This window comes from Roseateles saccharophilus, assembly GCF_031458095.1.
Taxonomy (GTDB): Bacteria; Pseudomonadota; Gammaproteobacteria; order Burkholderiales; family Burkholderiaceae_C; genus Pelomonas; species Pelomonas saccharophila_A.
The window spans coordinates 1,340,210-1,363,765 of the sequence record NZ_JAVDXU010000001.1 but is presented as its reverse complement, the minus strand read 5'-3'; the positions used below and the strand labels follow the sequence as shown (position 1 = coordinate 1,363,765).

26 protein-coding genes are annotated in these 23,556 nt (G+C 71.7%); 8 read left to right on the top strand and 18 right to left on the bottom strand.

Annotated features, from left to right (window positions below; all coding sequences use genetic code 11):
• Window positions 1-8 precede the first annotated feature (8 nt).
• Window positions 9-452: a FixH family protein gene (locus J2X20_RS06270; RefSeq protein WP_310262369.1), complete on the bottom strand. Its 444-nt coding sequence runs from the start codon at window positions 450-452 to the stop codon at window positions 9-11.
• Window positions 453-536: 84 nt separating this feature from the next.
• A complete protein-coding gene (locus J2X20_RS06265) occupies window positions 537-911 on the bottom strand; it encodes a DUF3703 domain-containing protein (RefSeq protein ID WP_310262366.1) in 375 nt (124 codons plus the stop codon).
• A gap of 90 nt (window positions 912-1,001) precedes the next feature.
• Here J2X20_RS06265 and J2X20_RS06260 point away from each other — a divergent pair, with 90 nt between their 5' ends.
• Window positions 1,002-1,838 (top strand): AraC family transcriptional regulator, encoded by an 837-nt coding sequence (locus J2X20_RS06260; RefSeq protein ID WP_310262362.1) that lies wholly within the window; start codon window positions 1,002-1,004, stop codon window positions 1,836-1,838.
• A 4-nt stretch (window positions 1,839-1,842) separates the two neighbouring features.
• Here the strand turns inward: J2X20_RS06260 and J2X20_RS06255 are convergent, their stop codons facing one another.
• The gene (locus J2X20_RS06255; protein WP_310262359.1) at window positions 1,843-2,475 is read right to left on the bottom strand and encodes a LysE family translocator; all 633 of its coding nucleotides are present in this window, start codon (window positions 2,473-2,475) and stop codon (window positions 1,843-1,845) included.
• Between the two features lie 46 nt (window positions 2,476-2,521).
• Window positions 2,522-3,025, bottom strand: coding sequence for a hypothetical protein (locus tag J2X20_RS06250; protein WP_310262356.1), 504 nt, complete (start codon window positions 3,023-3,025; stop codon window positions 2,522-2,524).
• A gap of 204 nt (window positions 3,026-3,229) precedes the next feature.
• Here J2X20_RS06250 and J2X20_RS06245 point away from each other — a divergent pair, with 204 nt between their 5' ends.
• Together J2X20_RS06245 and J2X20_RS06240 are read left to right on the top strand one after the other, a co-directional pair.
• Window positions 3,230-3,523, top strand: a complete 294-nt coding sequence (locus J2X20_RS06245) for a hypothetical protein (protein ID WP_310262353.1) — start codon at window positions 3,230-3,232, stop codon at window positions 3,521-3,523.
• Window positions 3,524-3,533: 10 nt separating this feature from the next.
• Window positions 3,534-4,499 carry an AraC family transcriptional regulator gene (locus J2X20_RS06240; RefSeq protein WP_310262348.1) on the top strand — a complete coding sequence of 322 codons (966 nt, stop codon included), beginning with the start codon at window positions 3,534-3,536 and terminating at the stop codon, window positions 4,497-4,499.
• Here J2X20_RS06240 and J2X20_RS06235 read toward each other — a convergent pair.
• From J2X20_RS06235 to J2X20_RS06195, 9 genes are read right to left on the bottom strand one after another with little or no spacing between them, the layout of a single operon-like run.
• Window positions 4,483-5,649 carry a VWA domain-containing protein gene (locus tag J2X20_RS06235; RefSeq protein ID WP_310262345.1) on the bottom strand — a complete coding sequence of 389 codons (1,167 nt, stop codon included), beginning with the start codon at window positions 5,647-5,649 and terminating at the stop codon, window positions 4,483-4,485. The genes J2X20_RS06240 and J2X20_RS06235 overlap by 17 nt on opposite strands.
• Complete coding sequence (locus J2X20_RS06230) at window positions 5,646-7,856, bottom strand: DUF5682 family protein (protein WP_310262342.1); 2,211 nt, start codon at window positions 7,854-7,856, stop codon at window positions 5,646-5,648. The genes J2X20_RS06235 and J2X20_RS06230 overlap by 4 nt, the downstream gene beginning before the upstream one ends.
• Window position 7,857: 1 nt before the next feature.
• On the bottom strand, window positions 7,858-8,937 hold the full coding sequence (locus tag J2X20_RS06225) for an ATP-binding protein (RefSeq protein ID WP_310262340.1): 1,080 nt from the start codon (window positions 8,935-8,937) through the stop codon (window positions 7,858-7,860).
• Window positions 8,934-10,481 (bottom strand): DUF5691 domain-containing protein, encoded by a 1,548-nt coding sequence (locus tag J2X20_RS06220; RefSeq protein ID WP_310262337.1) that lies wholly within the window; start codon window positions 10,479-10,481, stop codon window positions 8,934-8,936. The genes J2X20_RS06225 and J2X20_RS06220 overlap by 4 nt, the downstream gene beginning before the upstream one ends.
• Window positions 10,478-11,809 carry an SWIM zinc finger family protein gene (locus J2X20_RS06215; protein WP_310262331.1) on the bottom strand — a complete coding sequence of 444 codons (1,332 nt, stop codon included), beginning with the start codon at window positions 11,807-11,809 and terminating at the stop codon, window positions 10,478-10,480. The genes J2X20_RS06220 and J2X20_RS06215 overlap by 4 nt, the downstream gene beginning before the upstream one ends.
• Before the next feature lie 57 nt (window positions 11,810-11,866).
• Window positions 11,867-12,517, bottom strand: coding sequence for a hypothetical protein (locus J2X20_RS06210; protein ID WP_310262328.1), 651 nt, complete (start codon window positions 12,515-12,517; stop codon window positions 11,867-11,869).
• 5 nt (window positions 12,518-12,522) lie between these two features.
• The gene (locus J2X20_RS06205; RefSeq protein WP_310262325.1) at window positions 12,523-13,242 is read right to left on the bottom strand and encodes a hypothetical protein; all 720 of its coding nucleotides are present in this window, start codon (window positions 13,240-13,242) and stop codon (window positions 12,523-12,525) included.
• A 3-nt stretch (window positions 13,243-13,245) separates the two neighbouring features.
• Window positions 13,246-13,476 (bottom strand): helix-turn-helix domain-containing protein, encoded by a 231-nt coding sequence (locus tag J2X20_RS06200; RefSeq protein WP_310262321.1) that lies wholly within the window; start codon window positions 13,474-13,476, stop codon window positions 13,246-13,248.
• Window positions 13,477-13,483: 7 nt separating this feature from the next.
• On the bottom strand, window positions 13,484-14,032 hold the full coding sequence (locus tag J2X20_RS06195) for a DUF2975 domain-containing protein (RefSeq protein ID WP_310262318.1): 549 nt from the start codon (window positions 14,030-14,032) through the stop codon (window positions 13,484-13,486).
• A gap of 89 nt (window positions 14,033-14,121) precedes the next feature.
• Between J2X20_RS06195 and ybaK the strand changes: the two genes are divergently transcribed.
• The 4 genes from ybaK to J2X20_RS06175 are packed head-to-tail and all read left to right on the top strand — an operon-like array spanning window position 14,122 to window position 16,194.
• Window positions 14,122-14,610 carry a Cys-tRNA(Pro) deacylase gene (gene ybaK, locus J2X20_RS06190; protein ID WP_310262316.1) on the top strand — a complete coding sequence of 163 codons (489 nt, stop codon included), beginning with the start codon at window positions 14,122-14,124 and terminating at the stop codon, window positions 14,608-14,610.
• A gap of 33 nt (window positions 14,611-14,643) precedes the next feature.
• The gene (locus J2X20_RS06185; RefSeq protein ID WP_310262312.1) at window positions 14,644-15,117 is read left to right on the top strand and encodes an MgtC/SapB family protein; all 474 of its coding nucleotides are present in this window, start codon (window positions 14,644-14,646) and stop codon (window positions 15,115-15,117) included.
• A 52-nt stretch (window positions 15,118-15,169) separates the two neighbouring features.
• Entirely contained in the window at window positions 15,170-15,838 is a 669-nt protein-coding gene (gene plsY / locus J2X20_RS06180) for a glycerol-3-phosphate 1-O-acyltransferase PlsY (protein WP_310262310.1), read from the top strand.
• Window positions 15,835-16,194 (top strand): RidA family protein, encoded by a 360-nt coding sequence (locus tag J2X20_RS06175; protein WP_310262308.1) that lies wholly within the window; start codon window positions 15,835-15,837, stop codon window positions 16,192-16,194. The genes plsY and J2X20_RS06175 overlap by 4 nt, the downstream gene beginning before the upstream one ends.
• Here J2X20_RS06175 and J2X20_RS06170 read toward each other — a convergent pair.
• The 5 genes from J2X20_RS06170 to J2X20_RS06150 are packed head-to-tail and all read right to left on the bottom strand — an operon-like array spanning window position 16,191 to window position 22,515.
• On the bottom strand, window positions 16,191-18,209 hold the full coding sequence (locus J2X20_RS06170) for a DEAD/DEAH box helicase (RefSeq protein ID WP_310262305.1): 2,019 nt from the start codon (window positions 18,207-18,209) through the stop codon (window positions 16,191-16,193). The two genes, J2X20_RS06175 and J2X20_RS06170, sit on opposite strands and share 4 nt — an antisense overlap.
• A gap of 36 nt (window positions 18,210-18,245) precedes the next feature.
• The gene (locus J2X20_RS06165) at window positions 18,246-19,670 is read right to left on the bottom strand and encodes a M56 family metallopeptidase (RefSeq protein WP_310262303.1); all 1,425 of its coding nucleotides are present in this window, start codon (window positions 19,668-19,670) and stop codon (window positions 18,246-18,248) included.
• Window positions 19,671-19,695: 25 nt separating this feature from the next.
• The gene (locus tag J2X20_RS06160; protein ID WP_310262300.1) at window positions 19,696-20,928 is read right to left on the bottom strand and encodes a M56 family metallopeptidase; all 1,233 of its coding nucleotides are present in this window, start codon (window positions 20,926-20,928) and stop codon (window positions 19,696-19,698) included.
• A complete protein-coding gene (locus J2X20_RS06155) occupies window positions 20,925-22,142 on the bottom strand; it encodes a M56 family metallopeptidase (protein WP_310262297.1) in 1,218 nt (405 codons plus the stop codon). Before J2X20_RS06155 ends, J2X20_RS06160 begins: the two co-directional genes overlap by 4 nt.
• Complete coding sequence (locus J2X20_RS06150; protein WP_310262295.1) at window positions 22,135-22,515, bottom strand: BlaI/MecI/CopY family transcriptional regulator; 381 nt, start codon at window positions 22,513-22,515, stop codon at window positions 22,135-22,137. Before J2X20_RS06150 ends, J2X20_RS06155 begins: the two co-directional genes overlap by 8 nt.
• A gap of 130 nt (window positions 22,516-22,645) precedes the next feature.
• On the opposite strand from J2X20_RS06150, the gene ppk2 reads away from it, so the two are divergent.
• Entirely contained in the window at window positions 22,646-23,551 is a 906-nt protein-coding gene (gene ppk2 / locus J2X20_RS06145) for a polyphosphate kinase 2 (protein ID WP_310262292.1), read from the top strand.
• The last annotated feature ends 5 nt before the right edge of the window (window positions 23,552-23,556 follow it).

Here is a 23,556-nt window from a genome sequence, read left to right as displayed (position 1 = left end):
GGGCCTCCTCAGCGGCGATTGCGGCCGTCGTCCAGCACGACGTTGAAGACGGCGGTGTCCGCGCGCCCACCCGCCTGGATGCCCAGGCGCATGTCCCACCAGCCGGACATGCTGAACTTGACGCCTTCCAGCGCGTAGACGCCGGGGCTGAGTTCGCGCGTCACGCGCGGCTGGGTCGGGAAGCCATGGCCATGCTGGGGCATGCCGCCGCTGAACAGGATGCGGGCCTGCGAGACCGGTGTGCCGTCGGCGGCCGTCAGGCGCAGCTGCCAGGTCTGGATCCTGTCGATGACCGGCCCCTCGGCCGGCGGCGTCATGCCGACGACGAACAGGCCCTGGGTGCTGGCGTGCTGCAGCGACAGGTCCAGGTCCTTGGGTGGGCTGCCGCAGGCGCTCAGGTAGGCGGCGCTGGCGACGGCGGCGAGGGTGGCGATGAGGGTTGATCTGCGCATGGCGGAGCTCCGTAGGTGTTGTGGGGGCGAGTGCGCCCCGGGGCGACGTGGCCGCCCCTGCAAGGTTGAAGGAAGGAGAAGGCGTCAGCGGCCGGGCCGGCGTGCCGCGTCGATGAGGCGCTGCAGTTCGGTCGGCACCGGCATGGGCCGCCAGCCGCTGACATTCGCGCGGCCGGTGTTGCCGACGGGCACCCAGAGCCAGGTCTTCAGCGCCGCGCCGGCGACGCGCCAGGCCTGGCCCAGCAGTTCGGCCGCATCGCGCTGGCGCCAGGCGAAGGCGAGCATGGCGCCGTGCGCGCGCACATGCTCAAGCGTCGACGCCTGGCCTAGGATGTGGGCCCGCTCCAGGTGGTGCAGGGCCAGGTCGAGGCGGCCGCGCGCTTCCTGCCAGCGAGCAGCGTCGAGCTCGGCCTGCACGCGGGGGCGGATGCGGCGGGCAAACTGGGGCGAGAGGTTCATCGCGATGGCGTGGGTGGCTGCAATGGCTTGGATTCTTCGCGGGGAGACCGGAATGCGCTTGAACGAAACGGCTGACCTGAAGGGGCTGGCATGAGCGGGCCGGGCCTGGAACCGGCCCAGCCCTGGAGCCTGGTGGGCCGGCCCGCGCGCGGCAGCGACAGCAGTGGCCGCATCTACTCCTGGCAGGGCGGCAGTCTGTGGATAGGCAGCAGCCAGGGCCGCACCGAATGGCATGACCACCATGCCCACCAGCTGGCTCTGGCGCCCGCGGGCGAACTGCGCTTTCGCACCGAGGCGCAAGGGCCGTGGACGGAGTTCGCCGGCGCGCTGGTGCCCAGCCACTGCAAGCATCAATTCGAGGTCGACGGCCTGCGTGTCATCCACCTCTTCGTCGAGCCCGAGAGCCGGGCCGGCCGGGCGCTGCTGCAGCGCTTCGGCGCCGGCAGCATCGCCTCGCTGCCGGGCGACGAGGCGCGCGCGGCGGCGCAGGCCCTGTTCGCGGCCTTTGCCGCCGATGCCGACGCGCCGGCCATGCGCCAGGCGGCCCTCGCCGCCATCGCCGCGCTGTGCGGCGCCAACACCGAGCCCGATGCCGAGCTGGACCCGCGGCTGGCCCGCGCCCTGGCCTTCATCCGCGAGCGCATCGCCCAGCCGCTGTCACTGGGCGAGGTGGCGGCCTCGGTCGCGCTGTCCGAGAGCCGCTTCCGCCATCTCTTCGTCAGCGGTACGGGCAGCTCTTTCCGCGCCTATCTGCTGTGGTTGCGCATCAACCTGGCCATCGACGCCGCGATGGCTGGCGCCTCATGGACAGTGGCCGCCCACCAAGCCGGCTTTGCGGACTCGGCCCATCTGAGCCGCACGCACAAGCGCATGTTCGGCATCGAGCCGACGGCGGTGCGCCCCCAGCCCGCCGCGGCCGCGCGCTGAGCCGTCAGGCCGCGCGGTTGCGCAGCCGCAGCAGGCTCAGGCCCAGCAGCACGAACAGACCGCCCGAGATGCGGTTGAACAGCCGCAGATGCCGGGCCTCGGTCAGGAAGCGGCGCAGCGTGCGGAACAGGCTGACGTAGAAGGCGTGCGACACCAGGGCGAAGGTCGTGAAGGTGACGGTCAGCAGCACCGTCTGCCACGCCAGTGATTCGCCCGGCACCAGGAACTGCGGAAACAGCGCCGTGAAGAACAGGATGGCCTTGGGGTTGGTGACGGCCACACCCAGGCCCTGCAGGAAGAGCTTGCCCGGCGTGGTCGGCTGGTGGGGTGAGGCGGCGGCATCCAGCCGCAGCGGCGCGCTGCGCCACTGCTTGATGCCCAGATAGATCAGATAGCCTGCACCGACGAGCTTGACGACCAGGAAGGCCGAGGCCGACACGGCCAGCAGCGCACCCATACCGGCCGTCGCCGCGCCCGACACGATGAAGAGGCCGGCCGCATTGCCCAGCGAGCTGAACATCGTGTGACGCGGCCCGACGGCCACCGAGTTGGAGATGGCCAGCAGCACGCCGGGGCCCGGCGAGAAACAGGTCAGCAGGGCGACGCCGCAAAACAGCAGCCAGGTCGAGAGGGGCATGGTCGGGCCGGGAGGAGGTGAAAGCCCGGCCAGTCTAGGGAAGAGCTCAAGACTGAGCACGGCGGTAGTGCAATCGCCAGATCAGCGTCCAGGTCTTGCCGCCGTCGCTGCTGCCTTCCCAGTCCCAGTCGAAGCTGTCGGGCCTGATGTCGTAGAAGCGCATGCGCTGGCCCTTGAGCTGCTCGCCCACCGGCTGGAAGGCGGTGGTGAAGAAGCGCGTCTCGCCCTCGGCGCCGCCGCTCAGCGCGAAGAAGCCGCCCTGGTTGTCGGCCCAGGCCTGACGCCAGACCCCGGCCTTGTCCATGACCGACAGCGAGCGGCCCAGCAGGCGCGGCGTGACGGCCGGGTCGCCGGCGAAATCCTCCTCGATGACCTTGCCGTCCAGGATCTTGCTGACCCGGTTGCGGGCCTGGCCCGGGCTGCCGTTGGCGTTCTTCCAGCTGACCACCCAGTCGCCGATCCAGAAGTCGAACAGTTCGGCGGGTGTGGCGGCTTGGGCGGGGTGGAGCAGGGCGGCGAACATGGCAGTGGCGGCGATCACGGAGCGCATGGCGGCTGAAGGCAGTGGCGAGAGCGTCAGCCTAGGCGGGCACCGCGCCTGCCGGTGTTGCAGAAATTGCGCGCTGTCGATTCCCGCCGCCGTCATTCGCTGCAGCAGAGTCCTACCCGTGCGTTCCGGTGGCGCCGCGTCGCTGCGACGGCCGACGGGGCATGCGGATTGCCCCGGACGGGCGAGCGCCCCAAGGAGCCCGTCATGACCGCCCTGACTTCCCACCTTCGCCTGACCGCGGCCGTGCTGACTGTGGTGCTGGCCGCCTGCCGCAAGGAGGTGCCGCCACCACCGGTGCCGCCCGCCGAGCCGACGCCGCGCGTGAGCGCGGGCGCCGAGGCGCGTGGGGCGTCCGACCATCCGCAGGCAGCGCCTGCCATCGGCGCCATGACGGCGGGGCAGGCCGCGGGGGGCAGATCGGACCGCGCCATGCAGCCCAGCGGCGGCGACGGCAGGCCGGCTGCGAGCGCACCGGCGCCACGCGCTTCACCACCCTAGACTGGGGGCCATGATCCTGCGCGAGCTGCCCGACCTGGCGCCCCGGCCGCTGACACCCGCCAACGCGGGCTTTCGCCAGTGGTTCGCCGAGCATTGGGGGCGGGAGAACGCCATCGTCATGGGCTGGTCGCGCAACGTCGAGTTCCCGCCGCACACCCAGACGCTGTCCATCAAGCGGGCCTGGGGCGGCGAGGGCGAGGACTATCTGCTGCCCGCGCGGCGGCTGCGCGTCGATGCCGGCCACTGCCTGATCCTGAACCAGGGCGGCCACTACGGGGCCCGCATCCGCAGCCGCGAACCGGTGCTGAGCTTCGGCGTGTTCTTTCGCCCCGGCCTGGCGGCGGAGCTGGCCCATGCGGCCCGCCAGACCCTGCCTGAGGCCCTGGCTGCCGACGGCGAGACCGGCTCGCTGGGGCTGTGCTTTGCCGAGCATCTGCGCCCGGCCGACGGCGCCCTGGGTGCCGAGCTGGCGGGCCTGCGCGACGCCATCCTCGCCGGCCGTGGCGAGCGCATCGGCGATGGCGATGACGAAGCCTGGCTGGAAGAGAGGATGCAGTCCCTGCTGTGGCGCATGCTGGAGGCTGAACCCGGCTGGCGCTCGCGCAGCGGCTCCCTGGCTGCCCTCAGCCGTGGCCAGCATGCCGAGCTGCTGGCCCGCCTCGACCGTGCCACCGACTACATGCTGAGCTGCCGCGCCGAGGCGTTGATGCTGGACGACATCGCCGCCGTGGCGCGGCTGTCCAAATACCACTTCGTGCGCTGCTTCCGCGCCCTGCACGGTTGCACGCCCATGGCCTGGCTGGCGCGCCAGCGCACCGAGCAGGCGCTGTGCCTGCTGCAGGACGCGACGCTGTCGCTGGACGAGGTCGCCGCGCGCAGCGGCCTGGGCTCGCGCCAGACCCTGTTCCGCCAGCTCAAGCGCCGCGGCGGCGCGGGCGGCCAGGCCTTGCGCGCACGCCTCAGCGAGACGTCGTAAGCCCCTGGCCGGCGGCCCAGGCGGCGATGTCCTCGCGCCGGATGGCTGCGGCCATCAGGCCGGGGAAGGCCTCGGGCGTGCAGGCGAAGGAAGGCACGCCCAGGGCGGCGAGCTTGGTCGCCAGGCCGCGGTCATAGGCCGGCGCGCCCTCGTCGCTCAGCGCCAGCAGTGTCACGAACTGCACGCCGCTTTCCACCAGGGCCGCGGCGCGGCTCAGCAGGCCGGCCTCGACGCCGCCTTCGTACAGGTCGGAGATCAGCACGAGGATGGTGTTGCGCGGCTCGCGGATGATGGACTGGCAATAGCCGACCGCGCCGTTGATGTCGGTGCCACCGCCCAGCTGCACGCCGAACAGCAGCTCCACCGGGTCGTCGAGCTGCTCGGTCATGTCGACCACCGCGGTGTCGAAGACGACCAACTGGGTGGACACCGCCGGCAGCGAGGCCATCACCGCGCCGAAGATGCTGGAGTAGACGACGGAGTTGGCCATGGAGCCGCTCTGGTCGATGCACAGCACCACCTCGCGCTGCGGCCGGCGCGCCTTGCGGCCGTAGCCAATCAACTGCTGGGGCACGATGGTGCGGTGTTCGGGCTGCCAGTGGCGCAAATTGGCGCGGATGGTGCGGTGCCAGTCGATCTCGGCATGGCGCGGCCGGCGGTTGCGCTGGCTGCGGTCCAGGGCGCCGGTGATGGCCGAGCGCATCGGCTCCTCGAGCTTGCGCAGCAGCTCCTCGACGACGCGTCTCACGACGAGGCGGGCCGTCTCCTTGGTGTTGGCCGGGATCACGCGCGACAGCGAGATCAGCTGGGCCACCAGGTGCACATCGGGCTGCACGGCGTTCAGCATTTCGGGCTGCAGCAGCATGTCGCGCAGGTTGAGCCGCTCCAGCGCGTCGCGCTGCATGACCTGCACGACGGAGCTCGGGAAGTATTTGCGGATGTCGCCCAGCCAGCGCGCCACGCTGGGCGACGAACCGCCGCGGCCGCCGACACGATCGCGCGACTTGGCGCCGCCCGAGCCGGGCGCTTCGTACAAGGCGGCCAGGGCCTGGTCCATCTCCTGGGCCGGGCCCGCAAGGCCGCCCAGGGATGCCTCGGCCTCGCCGCCCAGCACCAGGCGCCAGCGCCGCAGTCGTTCGCTTTCGCTCATGCACTCAACCCCATCAACAGCCGCAGCGTGGGCAGCGGCAATATGGCGCGGGCTTCGTCCCAGTCGGTGCCGGCCTGCGGGTCGGCCGCGACAGCGCCCTGCACGGCGCGCTGGCCGAGATCGCGCCGCTCGCCGGCCGAGAACTGCGCAAAGCTGCGCCGCACCAGCGGCAGTACCTGCACGAAATGGGCTTCGCCAAGGCCGGCCAGCCAGGCGTCCACCAGGCCCCAGACGGCGGCGTCGTGCAGCAGCACGACGGCATTGCGGTTCAGGAAGCCGTCCAGCCAGGCCGCGGCCTTGGGCGCATCGGCGCCGGCCGACAGGTGCAGTGACAGCTGCTGGGCGGCACGCTCGCTGGTCCAGTCACCGGCGTCCAGCAGCAGCCGCGTGGCCAGGCCCTGCAGCAGCTCGTGGGCCGTGGGCAGGCCGGCCAGCTGCTGCAGCGCCTTGCGCCAGGCGGCGGTCTGCTCCTCCGCGTCGCGTAGGCCCACGGCCGAGTGGGCCGCCAGCAGGCGGCTGCGCAGCGCGGCGGCGGCCTCGTCGTCCAGGGCCGTGGCGGCCAGCGGCAAGGCGAGGGCGGCGCGCACGATCAGGCTGTCCAGCAAATGCGACACCAGGCCCGCATCCGTCTGGCGCACATTGCCGTAGCGGAAGACCTGGGCCAGCGGTGGCAGGGCGGCCAGCAGCTGGCCGGCGTCGCCGGTCAGCGCGGCTCGGTCCTGCAGGGCCTGCGTCGCGGCCGGTACGGCGGCGGGCAGGTCGGCCAGCAGCACGGTGTCGATGAGGGTGGCCAGTTCGCCCAGGGCCTCGGTCTGGGCGCCGCGCTCGATGGCGCGGTTCGCGGCGGCTTGAGCGACAGTCTGGCCGAAACGGCTGGCCTCGATGAGGCGCAGCGCGAACTCGGGCTGCCACTGCAGGGTCCAGACCTCGTGGAAGCTGCCGCGCGACGAGCGCCTCACCTGGGCGATCTCGCCCCAGGGCAGGTCCAGCAGCTTGAGCCGATGCAGCAGATGGCTGCGCGCCAGGTCGTTGGGTTGGCGCAGGTCCAGGTCCAGGGTCTTGCGCAGGGCCTCGGCCTTGAGGCGCAGGCTTTTCTGCGTCTGCTCCAGGTCGCGCTGCAGCGGCACGGTGGGCAGGTCGGGTGGCACCGCGCCGAGGCGGTCGCCGACGACGAGGGCATCGGCCACGAAGTGCAGCAGGGCCTCATCGCCCAGGGTCAACACGGTGCGCGTGGCTTCGTGCAGTTCCTCCAGGCCGGGCGCTGGGCGGCCGCGCAGGGCGGCCAGCGTGTCGGCCAGGCGTGCGGCCTCGATGAGATGGGCCGAGGAGCAGTCCAGGTCGCGCGCCCGCATCAGCGCGGCCACGCGGGCCAGCCAGCCGATGCTGCGCCGCGCGCCCGTGTCGGTCCACAGATGCTCGTACCAGCCGGGCGACGCGATTCCGGCGCCATAGCCGCTGGCGCGCGTCAGCAGCCGGTTGGTCCAGGGCACCCAGGTGGCGGCGACCTTGAGTTTGGGCAGGTTGCTCAAGCCCTCCTTCAACAGTGCGGCGTCGGCCTTGGCCGTCACATTCGCCTGCAGGGCCGGCAGATGCCAGGCGCCGCAGACGACGGCGATGCGCTCGAAACCTTCCTTCTGCGCGGCCCGCAGTCCCTGGCGCATCTGGGCCTCGCGCAGCAGGTCGCGCGGGTTGTCCTCGCCGATGTCGGCACGCAGGGCCGTCATGGCCTCGGTGATGGCCGAGAACAGCTCCTCGCCGTCGCCCCGCTCCTCCACCTGATGGTTCCACCAGGCCTCGCCATCGGCATAGCCGGCCGCCTTGGCCAGCTCGCCCAGCGGATCTTCGCGCGGGCTGTCCTTGTCTTCCTCCTCGCGCTCGCGCTGCGCTTTCGTCATCGCCAGCGAATGCGCGACGGCCAGGTCGATGAAGCGCACCGGCACGCCGTTCGCGGCCGCCCAGCGCAGGGCCTGCCATTCGGGCGAGAACTCGGCAAAGGGGTGGTAGACGGCGAGGCCCGGCTCGTCGGGGCAATAGCTCAGCAAGGCCACGGGCGGCTGCATGCCGGCCTGCAGCACGGCAGTCACCAAGCCATCGGCCTCGGGCGGGCCCTCGACCAGCACGCAGTCGGGCTTCAGCGCTTCCAGCGCACGCACCAGGCTGCGTGCGCAGCCCGGGCCGTGGTGGCGGATGCCGAAGAGGTGGGCCATGTCAGTTCAGTTCTCGGAAGGCGCGGTAGAGATCCTTCCAGTCGGCTCGTTCCTTGACGACGGTTTCCAGGTATTCGGTCCACACGGCCTTGTCCTGCACCGGGTCCTTGACGACGGCACCGATCAGGCCGGCGGCCATGTCGGCCGGGCGCAGCACGCCGTCGCCGAAATGGCCGGCCAGGGCCATGCCGCTGTTGATGACGGAGATGGCCTCGGCCGTGGACAGCGTGGACGTGGGCGACTTGATGCGCGTCTTGCCATCCTCGGTCTGGCCGCTGCGCAGTTCGCGGAAGATCTGCACGACGCGCTGCACCTCCTTCAGCGCCGGCGGCTCGGCCGGCAGCTCCAGCGCGCGGCCCATTTCGCCGACGCGCTTGGTGACGATGGCGATCTCGTCCTCGGCGCTGGACGGTACCGGCAGCACGACGGTGTTGAAGCGGCGCTTCAGCGCGGCCGACAGTTCGTTGACGCCCTTGTCGCGGTTGTTGGCCGTGGCGATGACGCTGAAGCCGCGCACCGCCTGCACCTCGCTGGACAGCTCGGGGATGGGCAGGGTCTTCTCGGACAGCACGGTGATGAGGCTGTCCTGCACGTCGGCCGGGATGCGCGTCAGCTCCTCGACGCGGGCGATCTTGCCGTGGCGCATGGCCTGCATCAGCGGGCTGGGCACCAGGGCCGCTTCCGAGGGGCCGTGGGCCAGCAGCTGGGCGTAGTTCCAGCCGTAGCGCAATTGCTCCTCGCTGGTGCCGGCCGTGCCCTGGATGAGGCGGGTCGAGTCGCCACTGATGGCTGCTGCAAGGTGCTCAGACACCCAGGACTTGGCCGTGCCCGGCACGCCGTAGAGCAGCAGGGCGCGGTCGGTGGCCAGCGTCGCGACGGCGATCTCCATCAGCCGCGCATCGCCGATGTATTTGGGGCTGACCTCGAAGCCGTTGTCCAGCCGGCCGCCCATCAGATAGCGCACGACGGCCCAGGGCGACAGCAGCCAGTTGGTGGGGCGCTGGCGGGTGTCGGCGCGCTGGAGTTCGGCAAGTTCCTCGGCGAACTGGGTCTCGGCATGCTGGCGAAGTACAGAGCTCATGGCGTCCTCGTCGGGATCAGGGTGTGCAGGGCGCGCCGCGCGGCGATGGTCCTGTCAACCAGGGCCAGCACTTCGGTGCAGCCGGGGGTTTCGTCGGCACGGCGGGGCAGGTCGGCAAGAGCGCCGAAGCTGCCGGGGTGGGCGACGCAGGCGAAGTCGGCCAGTTGGCCGCGCAGGCCGTAGTCGGTGTTCAGGGCGCCGTCGCGGGCCTTGTTGTGCAGGGCGCGCACCAGCACACCCGACAGTTCGGCCGACAGCGACTGCCCGGGCGGGCAGGCATTCAGCGCGTGCATCAGCACGAGGGCCAGTTGCTGCGAACCGTTGCGCGCAGAGGCCGTCAGGTGGCGGTCGCGCGCGGCCGGCGGCAGCAGGCCCAGCACACGGGCCGGGTCCTCGCGCAACGCGGGCGGCCAGCGGTCCAGCAGGGCGTCGCACCAGGCGTCATCGGGCGCGGCGAACAACACGTCGGCCCAGCCGCGCACCAGGGCCTCGCTCCAGTCGGTGCCGGCGGCCCAGGCCAGCAGCTCAGGCACCGTCATGCCCGTGTGGCGGCTCCACCAGCCCAGCGGCGTCTGGCGCACGAGCTGGTAGAGCCACCAGGCGCGCTCGCCCAGGGACTCGTGGGTGGGGCGGACGGCGTCGATCTGGTCGGCCTTCCAGTCGCTGGCGGCGGCGGCAGGTGCGTCGATCTGCCAGCGCTTGCGCAGCAGCAGGTCGCGTTCTTGCGTCAGCAGCGGCGCGAGTCTATCCATGGCACGACGCGGATGGGAGGCATCGGGCAGGCGCAGCAGCAGTTGCAGCGCGGCCTGGCGCACTTCCTTGCTGCGATCGCTGCGCAGGGTCTCCAGCAGCGCCTCGTCGGCCAGGCTCAGCTCGGTGGCGAGTGCGCCTGCGAGGTCGGCGCGCTCGCGGGCGGGCAGCTCGGCCAGCGCGGCCTGCAGGCGATCGCGGCCGGCGCCGGGGTCGGCGGCACGCAGGCGCGCCAGCCAGGCGCGGCGCTGTTCCAGCGTGCCCTCCAGCCATGGCGTGTCTCCGCCCTCGTCCTCGGTGACGCCGGCCGCATAGGCCCAGTCCTCGCGCTGCGCCGCCAGCCACAGGCCGCGCTGGCCCAGGGCGGGCAGCAGGGCGGCACGCAGCGCGATCGAGCGACGGCCGAGCTCCAGGGCCTGCGGCAGCAGCAGCTCGGGCAGGCGCAGTCCGGCCTGGGCCAGGATCAGGCAGGCTTCGTGAGGCAGGCGGGGCGGGCCGTCGAAAAGGGCCAGTCGCAGTGCATCAAAGACGAGGCCAGGCCCGGGTGCGGGCAGGGTCTCGGCGGCGGCTGGCGCGGGCAGCCCGGCGGGCACAGCTGCACCCTGCGTGCCCGCCATGCTGCAGGCGGCCAGCACGGCCACGGTGCGCAGCAGCGCGGTGGCGGGGTCGGGCGCCGCATCGGCGGCCTGGCGGATGGCGTCGCCGATGTCCCCGGGCCAGCTCGGCAGCGCCGCTGCATGGCGGTCCGTACCCACCGTGGCGGCGGGCAGCAGGGCGGTCCAGGCGGAGCTCATGCCGACCTCCGCAGCCAGCTGATGCTGCCATCGGCGGCCCAGGCCGTCAGCGGCACCAGGCTGCGGCCATCCCATTCGCCCATCAGCCGCAGCGGCCGGCCGCCGGCGATGGCCAGCAGGGTCCAGGCCTCGGTGTCGGGCAGGGTCATGGGCAGCAGGCGGCCGGCGCCGGCCATGGCCATGACATTGCCCCGGCGCAGCGGCACCGCGTCGGCCAGCACCAGGGGGTGCAGGTTCACCCAGGGGTTGGCGGCAAGGCGCTCGGCGATGGCCTGCCATTCGGCGGTGGCCGTCGCGTCAGGCCAGCGTGGGCTGCCTGCGTCCGACAGCGGTTCGGCGGGCAGGGCGCGCAGCGCCGCCGAACCAGGAAAGAAGGCGAGGGCGGTCTCGGTCGAGGTGCCGACCAGCCAGGACTGCTCGAAGCCGCGGCCGCCGAAGGCATGGTCCAGCAGCCAGGCGCGACGGCCGCTGCGTTCGCCGTGCAGCCACACGCGGCGCTCGGTCAACTTGTCGTCGCGCTCCTCGGTGACGACGCCCAGCACCGTCCAGCGGTCCAGCACGCGCTCGCCCTGTTCCAGCACCTCGCTGCGCTCCAGCGGCCAGCCGGCGACGGTGCGCAGGTCTGCCTGCAAGGATGGCGGCAGTTGCTCGCGGTGGGCCAGGCCTTCGCAGGCGAGTTGCAGCAGGCCCAGGCGCTGCAGCGTCAGCTCGGGCCAGTCGGCGCCGTGGCGCACGCCCTGGGCAGCGGCCAATACGCGCTGGCCCAGGCCCGGCGCCTGCGCGTCGACGAGGCGGCGTGCCTGGGTCTGCCAGTTGGCCAGGGCTTCATCGTCCAGCGCACCGAGGCCGCGGGCGAGCTGGTCGGCCAGCCAGCGCTGCAGATCACTGGCGGCGGTGACGATGCGCTGCCAGCGCTGGGCTTCGCGCTTGTCGGCGGCCTCGGGGTCGGCCGGCGCGGCGGTCGCCTTGGCGGCCTGTCTTTCGGCCTGCTTCTCGGCCTTCTCGGCCCGACTGTCCAGCCATTCGCGGACCCAGGCGGGCGTTTCGCTGGCCGTGAACGCGGCGGCCTGCTGGGCGCGCATCAGCAGCAGGGCGAGGCCATGCTTGCAGGGGAATTTGCGGCTCGGGCAGGAGCAGCGGAAGGCAGGACCGGCGAGGTCGACCTGGGTCTGGTAGGGCTTGGCGCCGCTGCCCTGGCATTCGCCCCAAAGGGCCGCATCGTCGGCGCCGAGCAGCGGCCATTGCGAGGGCCTGACCAGGCCATGCGCGGCCTTGGCCGAAGCGGCATCCGGTGCGAGCGCGAGTACGGCCTCCGTGGTCAGCTGCATGCTGGCCATCTCCCCCTGATCTGTTTGCGCGCAGTCTATGCCAGCGGCAGACGGCCTTCACTTGCACTTGTAGGGCTTGCCGACCATGCTGATCGCCCGCGGGGCGACGTTGCCGTTGAAGTTGTCCATGTCGGCGATGCGCGAGCGGAAGATCTCCACGCAGGTGTCGCCGCGGCGCATGACGGTGCGGCGGTCGCCGAGGGCGCCGACGGACTGGGAGCGGTTCTCACTGGTGCTCTCCTCCACCCAGGCACCCGCGCCGCCGGTGGCGTCGGCGATGCGGTCTTCCAGCGTCGGGCGCGGCGTGTTGCTGCGCGGGTCGCTCAGCGCCGGGTTGCGCGCGGCGGCGCTGGAGGCGGCATAGCCGGACGGCAGGGTCAGGCGCAGTGTCGTACGGGGGGGCTCGGCAGGCGGCACGATGGCGGGAGGATCCGCCGCTGCGGGTGGGGCTGCCGCCTCACGCGTCTTCTGCGGCTCGGGGGCGAGGTCCGGGGGTGGGATGGCGCGCCGGGCTGCCGCGCGGGGAAGCTCCGTCTTCGGCAGGCTGGAAGGTGGCAGGCGCGGGGGCGGCGGTGCGATCAGGCGCACCACCGTCAACCGCCTGTCGGCATGCTCGGCGGGCGGGGGCGGCTTGTGCATCCACAGCGCCGCCAGCAGCCCGAGGTGCAGGGCCGCGACGGCGATGCGCGCGATCCAGCGGTGATTCATGGCGGTCAGAACTTGATGCTGAGCTTGGTGCCGGCCGGCGCCACCAGGCGGGCCGCGTCGGGCCAGTTCTCCTGGCCGCTCAGCAGGGTGCAGGGGCGGCCCGCCTCGGCCTTGCCGGCCTCGGGGTCGCGCTCGCCGGCGGCGACGGCCAGGGGCAGGCCGAGCAGCTGGCCGTTTTCGCTCCACTGCAATTGCCAGTCGGGCGTGGCGCTGCAGACGCGCACGGCCTCGATGCGCGGGAACAGCCAGCGCAGATACCAGGGCAGCAGCTCCTCGCGCAGCGTGCGGGCGACGCGCACGACCTGGCGCACCTTGGCCAGGGTCAGCTGCTCGGGCGGCACGGTCAGCTCGATGGTGCCGCGCACGGCCAGCTTGCCCTTGCCGGCATTGCTGGCCAGGTCGGCTGTCTTGGCTTCGGCCTCGGGCAGCACCGGCAGGTCGAAGCGGCCTTCGCCGTCGATGCGGATGGGATGGTCGGCCTCGTCGCTGCGCACCACCAGGCGCACATCCGTCACGGCCATCGTGGTCTTCTGAGCATCGACCTTGAAGTCCATGCGGAACAGCCCCTCGCCATGCTTGCCGAACTTGGTCAGCAGCTCGTTGATGCGCGCATAGGGCAGGACGTCCTTGTCGCGCTTGAGGTCGGTCTGGACGGCGGGCAGGACTTCGGTCTGGGCATGGGCGGCCGTGGCCAGGGCCAGCAGGCAGGCAAGCAGGAATCGCATGGGTCAGTTGTTGTCTTCGGGAGGTTCGGGGCCAGGCTCCCAGGCGAGCAGGTCGCCGGGCTGGCATTGCAGGACTGCGCAGATGCGCGCGAGGGTGTCGAAGCGCACGCCGCGCACCTTGCCGCTCTTCAGCAGGGACAGATTGGCCTCGGTGATGCCGACGCGCTCGGCCAGCTCGCGCGAACGCATCTTGCGGCGCGCGAGCATGACGTCGAGGGTGACGACGATGGGCATGGCTTTCTCAGATGAACTCTGCGTTCTCGTCGGCAACGCGGGCGGCTTCATGGAGCACCTGTGCCAAGGCCAGCAGCAGCAGGCCGAAGAGCAGCGCGAGGTAATGGTCAGAGGACAGGCCGAACCACAGCTGGCGCTCGCCGACCGGGTTGCCCCAGGTCAAGGCGAGGATGGCCAGGGTGTGACCCAGGGGCTGGGCGGCGGCCAGGGCGCACAGACCCAGGCCCAGGCGGCGCAGATGCTGGGCCGGGCGGCGCGCCAGCAGCTCGCCCTGGGCGAAGCAGCCGAACAGCGACCACATCTGCCACAGCGCGAACACGCTGACCGAGGCGGGCAGCAGCGAGGCCGCCAGGCCGCCCAGGCGCGCGCCGAGGTCGAGCTGCATCTTGCTCAGGCTCCAGGTGCGGGCAGCGACCTCGGCCACCCAGACCGCGTCGGCCCAGAAGATGAAGGGGAGGGTGCCGATGACCACCACGCCCAGCAGACAAAGCAGCCGCACGATCCAGGCCAGGCGGCGGATGCGTCGCAGGCCGTCGGCGGAGAAGGAATCCGGCATGGTGGTCTTCGTAAAACAAGAAAAACTTACTGTAAAACAATAAATAGTCGCCGCCCAACGGAATTCGGCACCTCTCCGAGAATGAGGGGATGAGTAAAAAGAGCAGCCACGTCAGCGAGACCCCCGCGACCCAGGTCCTGAAGCGTGCCGGCGTCGCCTTCACCGAGCATGTCTATGACTATGTCGAGCACGGCGGCACGGCCGAGTCGTCCAAGCAGCTGGGCGTGGACGAGCACGCCGTCGTGAAGACCCTGGTCATGCAGGATGACAAGGCCGAGCCGCTGATCGTGCTGATGCATGGCGACCGCACGGTCAGCCTGAAGGAGCTGGCGCGGCAGATCCCCTGCAAGAAGGTCGAGCCCTGCAAGCCCGAGGTGGCGCAGCGCCACAGCGGCTACCAGGTCGGCGGCACCTCACCCTTCGGTGTGCGCAAGGCCATGCCGGTGTTCGTCGAGGCGACCATCCTCGAATTGCCGAAGATCTGCATCAACGGCGGGCGGCGCGGTTATCTGGTCGGCATCGAGCCCCAGGTGCTGACCGAGCTGCTGGGTGCCAGGCCGGTCAGCTGCGCGAACTGACGCGGCGGGCATGCCGGTTGCTCGGTGCGGGCCATGTGGAACACCATCCTCGCGACCCTTCACGACGAGTTTTCCGACGCGCCCGATGTCGCGCAGCTGACCCGCCTGCTGACGCGGCTGCTGCTCGCGGCCCTGCTGGGCGGAGTGCTGGGTTATGAACGCGAGCACAAGGGCAAGGCAGCCGGCATCCGCACGCACATGCTGGTGGCGCTGGGGGCCGCCCTCTTCGTGCTGGTGCCGGAGTTCGATGGCATGGCCGTCGCGGACATGAGCCGCGTCATCCAGGGCATCGTCACCGGCATCGGCTTTCTCGGTGCCGGCGCCATCATCAAGCACCGCAGCGAGGAAGACACGCAGGGCCTGACGACGGCGGCCGGCATCTGGATGACGGCGGCCATCGGCGTCGCCTGTGGCCTGGGCCGGGAGAGCAAGGCCGTCTTGAGCACGCTGCTGGCCCTGGCCGTGCTCGCGGTGCTGCCGCGGCTGGTCGGCCGGGACAGACGCTGAAGCTTCGCGGCGGCAGCGTCGGCCGGCCAGACCTGCCCGACAATGCTGCCCCATGCAAACCGTGCTCCCCCTGCTTGCCGCTGTCGTCGGCTATCTGATCGGCTCGCTGTCCTTTGCCGTCATCATCAGCCGCGCCATGGGCCTGTCGGACCCGCGCTCCTATGGCTCGGGCAATCCCGGCGCCACCAATGTGCTGCGCTCGGGCAACAAGGCCGCCGCCATCCTGACCCTGGTCTTCGATGCCCTCAAGGGTTTCCTGCCGGTCCTGGCTGTCAAGCTTTGGGGCCAGCCCCATGGCCTGGAGGAAGGCACGATGGCCCTCGTCGGCGTGGCGGCCTTCCTCGGCCATCTGTGGCCGGTGTTCTTCCGCTTCCAGGGCGGCAAGGGCGTGGCGACGGCGGCCGGCGTCATCTTCGGTCTCAATCCCCTGCTAGGGGTTGCGACGCTGGCGACCTGGCTCATCATTGCCTGGTTCAGCCGCTACTCCTCGCTGGCCGCCATCGTGTCGGCCGCCTTTGCGCCGATGTATCAGTTGCTCATTTGGGAAGCCGGCCCGACCGCGCTGGCCCTGATCATCATGGGCTTGCTGCTGGTGTGGCGCCATTCGGCCAACATCCAGAAGCTGCTGGCCGGCACCGAGAGCAAGCTTGGGGCCAAGGCCGGCACCGCGGCGCCTGCCGCCAAATCCACGTCTTCGAAAACTGCCCGGAAGAAATCATGACCGCCTCCGCCCCCGTTGAACGCTTCGACATCGGTGCCCGCCTGTCCGAGATGGCCGTCTACAACGGCGTCGCCTACCTCGCTGGCCAGGTGCCCGAGGACGCCAGCGCCGACATCACGGGCCAGACGGCCCAGGTGCTGGCCGCCATCGACAAGCTGCTGGAGCGCGCCGGCACCGACAAGAGCCGCATCCTGCGCGCCCAGATCTACCTGGCCGACCGCGCCGACTTCCCCGGCATGAATGCCGCCTGGGACGCCTGGGTCGCCGCCGGCCACACGCCGCCGCGCGCCACCGTCATCGCCGGCCTGGCCCGCCCGGAGTGGAAGGTCGAAATCGTCGTGACGGCGGCGGTCTAGGCGTTTGCGACGCCCTCTCTGGCACGCTGGCGCCAGAACGCGGTGTCGAACGGTTGTTCGGCACCGGTGATCGCGTTGACGAGCCAGAACTGATCCCCATCGCAGCTCACGCGCGTGACCTCGCCGCTCAGGCGGCCGGCCGTCACGCGGCGCCCGATGGCATTGGCCGGAAAACCCGGTGCGCGCGCCAGCTCGATCAAGGGTTGGGCGGTGCGCTCGTCGGCCGCCAGCCGCAGCTTGCGCACCAGCGGTGCGAGGAAAGCGCCAGCCGCATCGGCCGCTGACACGAACAGCACCAGCTTGGCCTGGGCGCGGCTCAGCGCCACATTGAGCAGGCGCTGCGCCTCCTCGCCCTGCAGAAAAGGCTGGGCGCCATCGGCCGGATCGAACAGCACGACCGGGGCCTCGCTGCCCTGGGCGCGATGCACGGTGCTGACGCGCAGCGCCTCGGGCAGGCCGCGCGCACGCAGGCATTGGCGGATCAACGCCCGCTGGGCGCGGAAAGGCGTCAGCACGATCAGCTCTTCGGGCTGCCAGTTGCCGCTCTCCAAGGCGCTGGCGACCAGCGCAGCAATCGCTTCGGCCGACTCGCGCCGCACCGGCCCGCGGTGGGTGGAGGACCAGCCGCCATCGAGCTGGACGCGATGCAGATGCAGATGGTCGTCGGGCGCGATGTCGCCCAGAGTGCGGCGTCGCGCCGCCTGCCACTGAGCCGGGGTGTCCGCCGCCACGCGCAGGGCGCCGTCGTAGAAGAGCTGGCTGACGAGGTCACCGATGGGGGCGGCCATGCGCGACTGCTCGTCCAGCAGGGCGACCGATGGGCCTGAGCGCGGCATCTCCGCGAAGGCCGAGCGCCCCAGCCAGCGGCGGGCGAGGCGGTCCTCGCTGCGCTGCACGGGCGACAGCTGTTGTGGGTCGCCCGCGAACAGGCGTGCACGGCCCAACGGCATCAGCACCAGCGCGTGGGCGAGGCTGGCTTGGCTGGCCTCGTCGAACACGATCAGATCGAAGGGCGGCTCGCCATCGGGCGCCAGCTCGCGCAGCGACTTCAGCGTGAAGGCGGCGCGCGTCGTCGTCATCGCTGCCAGGCGGCAGCGCCTCAGCACCTTCAGCGAGGAGGCCCGCAATTCGTCGCGCAGCGCCGCGACGCGGTCGGCCCAGCCCTTCAGCGCCACGGCGTCGCGAGCCGACGGCCGCGCGCTTTCGGCCCGCGCCAGCCGCGCGATCAGCTCGGCGTCCTCGGTCGGGATCAGGTGCTCGCGGCCGGCGTAGGCCGCGGCGTCAAAGCGTGTGCCCAGGCGCTGCACGCCGGCGCGGCAGTGCTCGCGCCGCCCCTTCTGCAAGGCCTTGTCGATGGCCAGGGTGGCGAGGTCGACGGCGTGGTTGGTGGTCGACAGCAGCAGCACGCGGGCGTCGGGACGCGTGTCCAGGTACTCGGCCAGCAGCACGCCCAGCGTCGTCGTCTTGCCGGTGCCTGGTGGCCCCCACAGGAAGGCGCTGCTGTGGCCGACCAGGGCCAGGGCCTGGCGCTGGGCCGCGCGCAGCCAGCGAAAGGGTGAGCCGGTCAAGGCCGGGCCGGCATCGATGCGCTGTGGCCGGCCCAGGTCGGGCAGGCAGGCCAGGGCGCGCTCGGCCCAAGGACTGTCCCACCAGGCGTCGGCGACGGCGTTCAGGAATCGGGTCGGGTAGAGGCGGATCAGGCTGCCTGCCGGGGGCGGCGCGCTGCTGGCGTTCTGCAGCACCAGTTGATCGTCCTCGGCGACGACGGCCAGCACGCTGGCGCCGCCTTTGGTGGGCGCGCCCCACCAGGCACTGGCGCCGTCCAGGCTGTCGTCCAGCAGCGCCTGGGCCGAGGCGGCGCCGGGGCGCTGGCCCTCGGCGAATACATAGCCGGGCTCCAGCGTGACCCGCCACAGCGCGCCCTCCCGCTCGCTGCTCAGCACCTTGAAGTCGTAATACTCGGGCGTGGCCGACAGCTCGGCGTTCAGCGCCGCGCGCACGTCGGCAAGGCTCATCGAAAAGGAAAGGGGCGGATTCGGGAGGGCGCGACTTTAGCGGGCCGCGCGCGCGGCGCGCCAGGCGCGGTCCTGGGCCTCCTGCTCGCGATGCAGCGCGGCCATGCGCTCGCGCTGCTCGGCCTGCAGTGCTTGTTGCGCCGGCGACAGCGGCTGCGCGGCTTCCAGCTCGGCCTTCATCTGGGCCGGCAGACGCGCATCCTTGGGGTCGAACAGGCGCGCTGACAGCTGGGCCTGCAGCGGTCCTTGCGGCGTCGTGGCGACGAACTGCACCAGGCTGCCATCGACCTTCAGTTCCCGCCAGTCGCTGAGCACGCGCTGGCAGGTTTCATCCAGCACCTGGCCGGTGAGGCGGAAGCTGCCGTCGTCAAAGCCATGCAACGTCAGCCGCATGCACGAGGCGGGTTGCAGCACATCCATGAAGACACCCCAGGGGCCGCCGGCCATCGAGACGTTCTTGCCGGGCATGGTCACCGTGCGGCGCGTCCAGTCGTTCTGGCCCAGCTGCGAGGAGACCTCGAAGATCAGCCCCTGGCCCTGGGGTGGCTTCGCATCCCGTGCGGGTGCGGGTTGCTGTGCTGCGCGAGCCAACAGCGCGGCGCTGCCGCCGAGACCCAGCACCAGCAGCATGGCGCCCGCATGCTGCCAGCGCGGCGCCCGGCGGTGGCGCGACAGCATGCGCACGCGCTCCACCAGCGGGTGGCGGGCCGCCCAGCCGCTGGCCAGGGCGGGCTGGCGGCCGGCCGGATGCGCGGCCAGCATGGCCTGGGCATAGGCGGCCAGCGCTGCCGGGCCGGCCTCGGCCGACAACACGGCGGCGTCGCAGGCCAGCTCCTGGTCGCCGCGCAGGCGTCGCCAGGCCCACCAGGCCAGCGGATTGAACCATTGCAGGCACAGCAGCAGCGCGCCGAGCAGGTTCCAGGCGTTGTCATGTCGGCGCGCATGCACGGCCTCGTGGGCCAGCACAAGGCGCTGGGCGGGCGCGTCGAAGCGCTGCTCGAAGTCCAGAGGCAGCACCAGGCGTTGCGGCCACAGGCCGACAACGGCGGGACTGGCGCCGCTGGGCGCCAGCCAGCGGCCCTGGGCGTCGCGATGCAGGCCGGTCAGGTAGCGGCGCTGCAGCAGGAACAAGCTGACTGCCACCAGCAGTGCGCCCGCAGCCCACGCGAGCAGCCAGGCCAGGGCGGCGACGCTGGGGGCGGCCTGGGCAGGCTGCAGGGCTGGCAGGGCCTGGTCGACGAGGGTGACCAGCTTGACCGGGGCCGCAGTGGGCGCCGGCAGCGCCGCGGCGGGCACGGGCAGCAGGGGGCTGGCCATCAGGAGAGGCACCAGCAGCCAGGCCATATAGGTCGCGCCGGCACCCAGGCTGCGCAACAGCAGCGGGCGCAGCAGGGCCAGCAAGGCCACGCCGGCGCTGAACAGCAGGGTCTGGTAGACCAGGATCTCAAGCAGTCGGTTCATGAAAATTCTCCCTGAGCATGCCGCGTCAGCTGCGCGGCTTGGATTCGTGGCTTGGCATCTTGAAATCGGCCGGCAGCAGGGTGACGACACGCGTCATCTGCAGTGCCGGCACGCCGTCGCTGCCGCCGATGCGCTGGCCGAAGCTCTCGCCGGAGGCCAGCACGCCCTTGTGCTCGCCCAGCGCCTTGCCGCCGTAGCTGGGCTGGGTCAGCACCTGCAGCTTGCCGTCGTCGCCGCGCGTCACGGTGAAGTCCAGGCGCCAGCTCTGGGCCGCGGTGCCGCCCCACTGCAGGCTGCTGCGCTCGCCCAGCGCCGTGATCAACCGCGGCGCGGCCTTGAAAGCGCCCGACGTCACGTTCAGGCGGATCTCGACCTTCTGCGGCTGCGCGGCTTGCGTGGCGCTCGCGGCCTGGGGGGGTGTCTGCGCTGCATAGGCCAGGCCGGCGACGCCCAGCAGGGCGAGGGCCAGCGCCGCCGCGCGCCGGCGCGGCAGGGTGCGGGAGCGGTTCAACATGGTGATCCTTTCGACAAGGGGATGGGAGCTGCCCCAGCGGCTCGCCAGTGGCGCGCGCGCGGGCATGAGGTGATGCGCTGTCATCAGCGCCTGGGTATAGGTCGGGCGGCTGCCCGGGTAGCGGGCGAGCACGGCCGCGTCGCAGGCCAGCTCCTGGTCGGCCTGCATGCGCCGCGCCGCCCACCAGGCCAGCGGGTTCCACCAGTGCAGGGCCGTCAGCGCGCAGGCCAGCAGGTTCCAGAGGTTGTCGCCGCGTTCGCGGTGCACCTGCTCGTGGGCCAGGATGAGCTCGCGCTCGGCGGCCGAGAAGCGTTGCTCGAAGTCAGCGGGCAGGGCGACGTGGGGGCGCAGCAGGCCGACCAGGGCCGGGCTTCTGCCCGCGGGCAAGCGCTCGCCGAAGCGGCCCAGCTGCCATTGGCGGCGCGCCTGCACCGCGACGACGACGGCAGCGCCGGCCAGCCACAGCACCAGCCAGAGGGCGGCGTGGTCCGTCGCCGGCGCCACCACAGCCGGCAACTCGGTCATGTCGGCGTTCGTCGCGGCCTGCAGCGCCCGCTGCAGCGGCTCCCGGCCCGGCCGCGGCAGGGCCGGCGTCAGCAGCAGCAGGGGCAGCAGCAGCCAGGATGCATAGGCGGCGCTCGCACCGAGGCGCAGCAGCGGGCGGTGGAGGGCCCACAGCAGCAGCACCGCCGCGCTGAGCAGCAGGGCCTGGCGCAGCAGCGATGACAGCAGCAGCTCGCTCATGGCTGCAGGAACTTGAACACCAGCCGGCCGCTGCCGGCCTGGGCCGGCGCGGCGACTTCCGCGCTGGCCGCAGCGCCTTCGGCCAGGGCCTGCTCGGCGCTCAGCGTGTCCTGCGTCTTGCGGTCGCGCACAGCGGCCGTGAGCTGCCTGCGGCCATCCGGGAGCTGGCTGCCGCGCAGCACCACCTCCAGCGGCTGGGCCGTCGACGGCGGCGAGAAGACGAAGGGCTGGTTGGTCACGAAGAAGTGCCAGGGCAGGGTGACGGGCCAATGGCCCTGGGTGCGGCCGGCAGCGTCCTGCCATTGCAGGTCGACGGTCACGGCCTGGTACTCGCGCGGCGCCGGGACGTCGGCGGCCTGGGCGGCGTAGACGAGGCCGGTCAGGGCCAGCAGCGAGGCAGCCAGCACGTTGCGGCCGCGTGAGGTGGCAGAGCGGGGGCGGTTCAGCATGGCGATTCTTTCGATGAGGGGGTGGTGGGAACTCCAGCGGCTGGCCAGGGGGGCGGCCCGGGCATCCAGGCCATGAGCCAGCAGCAGGGCGCGGGCGTAGACGGGCCGGTCACCGGGCCGGGAGGCGAGGACGGCGGCGTCGCAGGACAGCTCCTGGTCGGTCTGCATGCGCCGCCAAGCCCAGTGCGCCAGAGGGTTCCACCAGTGCAGGGCGACGAGCAGGCCGGCCAGCAGATTCCAAAGGTTGTCGTGCCGGCTGCGGTGCACGTCTTCATGGGCCAGGATCAGGGCGCGCTCGGTGGCGCCGAAGCGCGCCTCGAAGTCCAGCGGCAGCTGCACGCGTGGGCGCAGCAGCCCGATCAGGGCGGGACTGTGGCCGGCAGGCAGGCGGCTGCCGTGGCGTTGCAGCCGCCACTGGTGGCGCAGCTGCAGTGCCAGCGACAAGGCCGCGCCGGCCAGCCAGAGCATCAGCCAAAACATCAGCCAGAGCGAGCCCTGATCGGGCGCCGGCCGGCTCCATGTCGGCAGGGTGGCATGGGCATCGAGGCCGGCCGCGCCGAGCACCAGGGGGAGGGGTTCCTGCTGCGGCGCCGGGCGGGGCAGGAGGGGCGTCAGCAGCAGAGCGGGCACCAGCAGCCAGGCGGCGTAGACAAGGCCTGCGCCCTGGCGCTTCAGCAGCGGGCGGGCCAACGCCAGCAGCAGCACGGCCGCGCTCAGCAGCAAGGCCTGCTGGCCCAGCCACGACAGCCAGGCGCCCTCAGCCACGCTCCTGCTCCTTCAGCAGGGCCTTCAGTGCAGCCAGGTCGTCGGCGCTGAGCTTGCGCTCCGACGCGAACTGGGCCACCAGCGGCGCCAGCCGCCCGCCGAACAGGCGGTCGATCAACGACAGGCCGGTGTCGGCCACCCAGGCGTCTTCGGGAATGGCCGGCACGTAGAGAAAGCGCCGGCCGTCGCGCTCGGCCGTGATGGCGCCCTTCTTCAGCAGGCGGTTCAGCAGCGTCTTGACGGTGGCCAGGGCCCAGCCCTGCTGGGGGCCGAGGGCCGCGGCGATCTCGTCGGCCGCCTGCGGCGCGCGCTGCCACAGCTGGCGCATGACCTGGGCCTCGGCATCACTGATGGGGTGGGGCGCTTTGTTCATGATTACGTGTGTAAACGATGGCGAATGATTACGCCTGTAAACGATGTCGTCAAGTACGGGTTTGTCACAGGCCCGCCACGGCACCGGCGTAGGCTGGCGCTTAGCGCCGCCGTTGCGGCCGGGAGCCGTCGTGAGCCACATCGATGACGAACTGGTGAAGCGCATTCACCGCGACCTGCAGGACGATTTCGACGAAGAGCTGGAGCTCGAACTCGAGGACCGCGACCATGGCGTCATGGCCAGCGATGCGCCGGCCGGAGACGGCCTGGAGCGCAAGCGCTATTTCCGCGAGCTGTTCCGGCTGCAGAGCGAGCTCGTCAAGCTGCAGGACTGGGTGCAGCACACGGGCCACAAGGTCGTCATCCTGTTCGAGGGACGCGACGCGGCGGGCAAGGGCGGCGTCATCAAGCGCATCACGCAGCGGCTGAACCCGCGCGTCTGCCGCGTCGCTGCCCTGCCGGCACCCAACGACCGCGAGCGCACGCAGTGGTATTTCCAGCGCTATGTCTCGCATCTGCCGGCCGCCGGCGAGATCGTGCTGTTCGACCGCAGCTGGTACAACCGCGCCGGCGTCGAGCGCGTGATGGGCTTCTGCACCGACGAGCAGTACGAGGAGTTCTTCCGCTCCGCGCCCGAGTTCGAGCGCATGCTGCAGCGCTCGGGCATCCAGCTGATCAAGTACTGGTTCTCGATCAGCGACGACGAGCAGCGGGTGCGCTTCCTCGGCCGCATCCACGATCCGCTCAAGCAGTGGAAGCTCAGCCCCATGGACCTGGAGTCGCGCCGCCGCTGGGAGGAGTACACCAAGGCCAAGGAGGTGATGCTGGAGCGCACCCACATTCCCGAGTCGCCGTGGTGGGTGGTGCCGGCCGACGACAAGAAGCGCGCGCGCCTGAACTGCATCAGCCATCTGCTGTCGCAGATGCCCTACCGGGAGGTGCCGCATGCCGACGTCGAGCTGCCGCCGCGCGAGCGCCGCGAGGACTACATCCGCCATCCGGTGCCGCAGAACCTCATCGTGCCCGAGGTGTATTGAGAGGC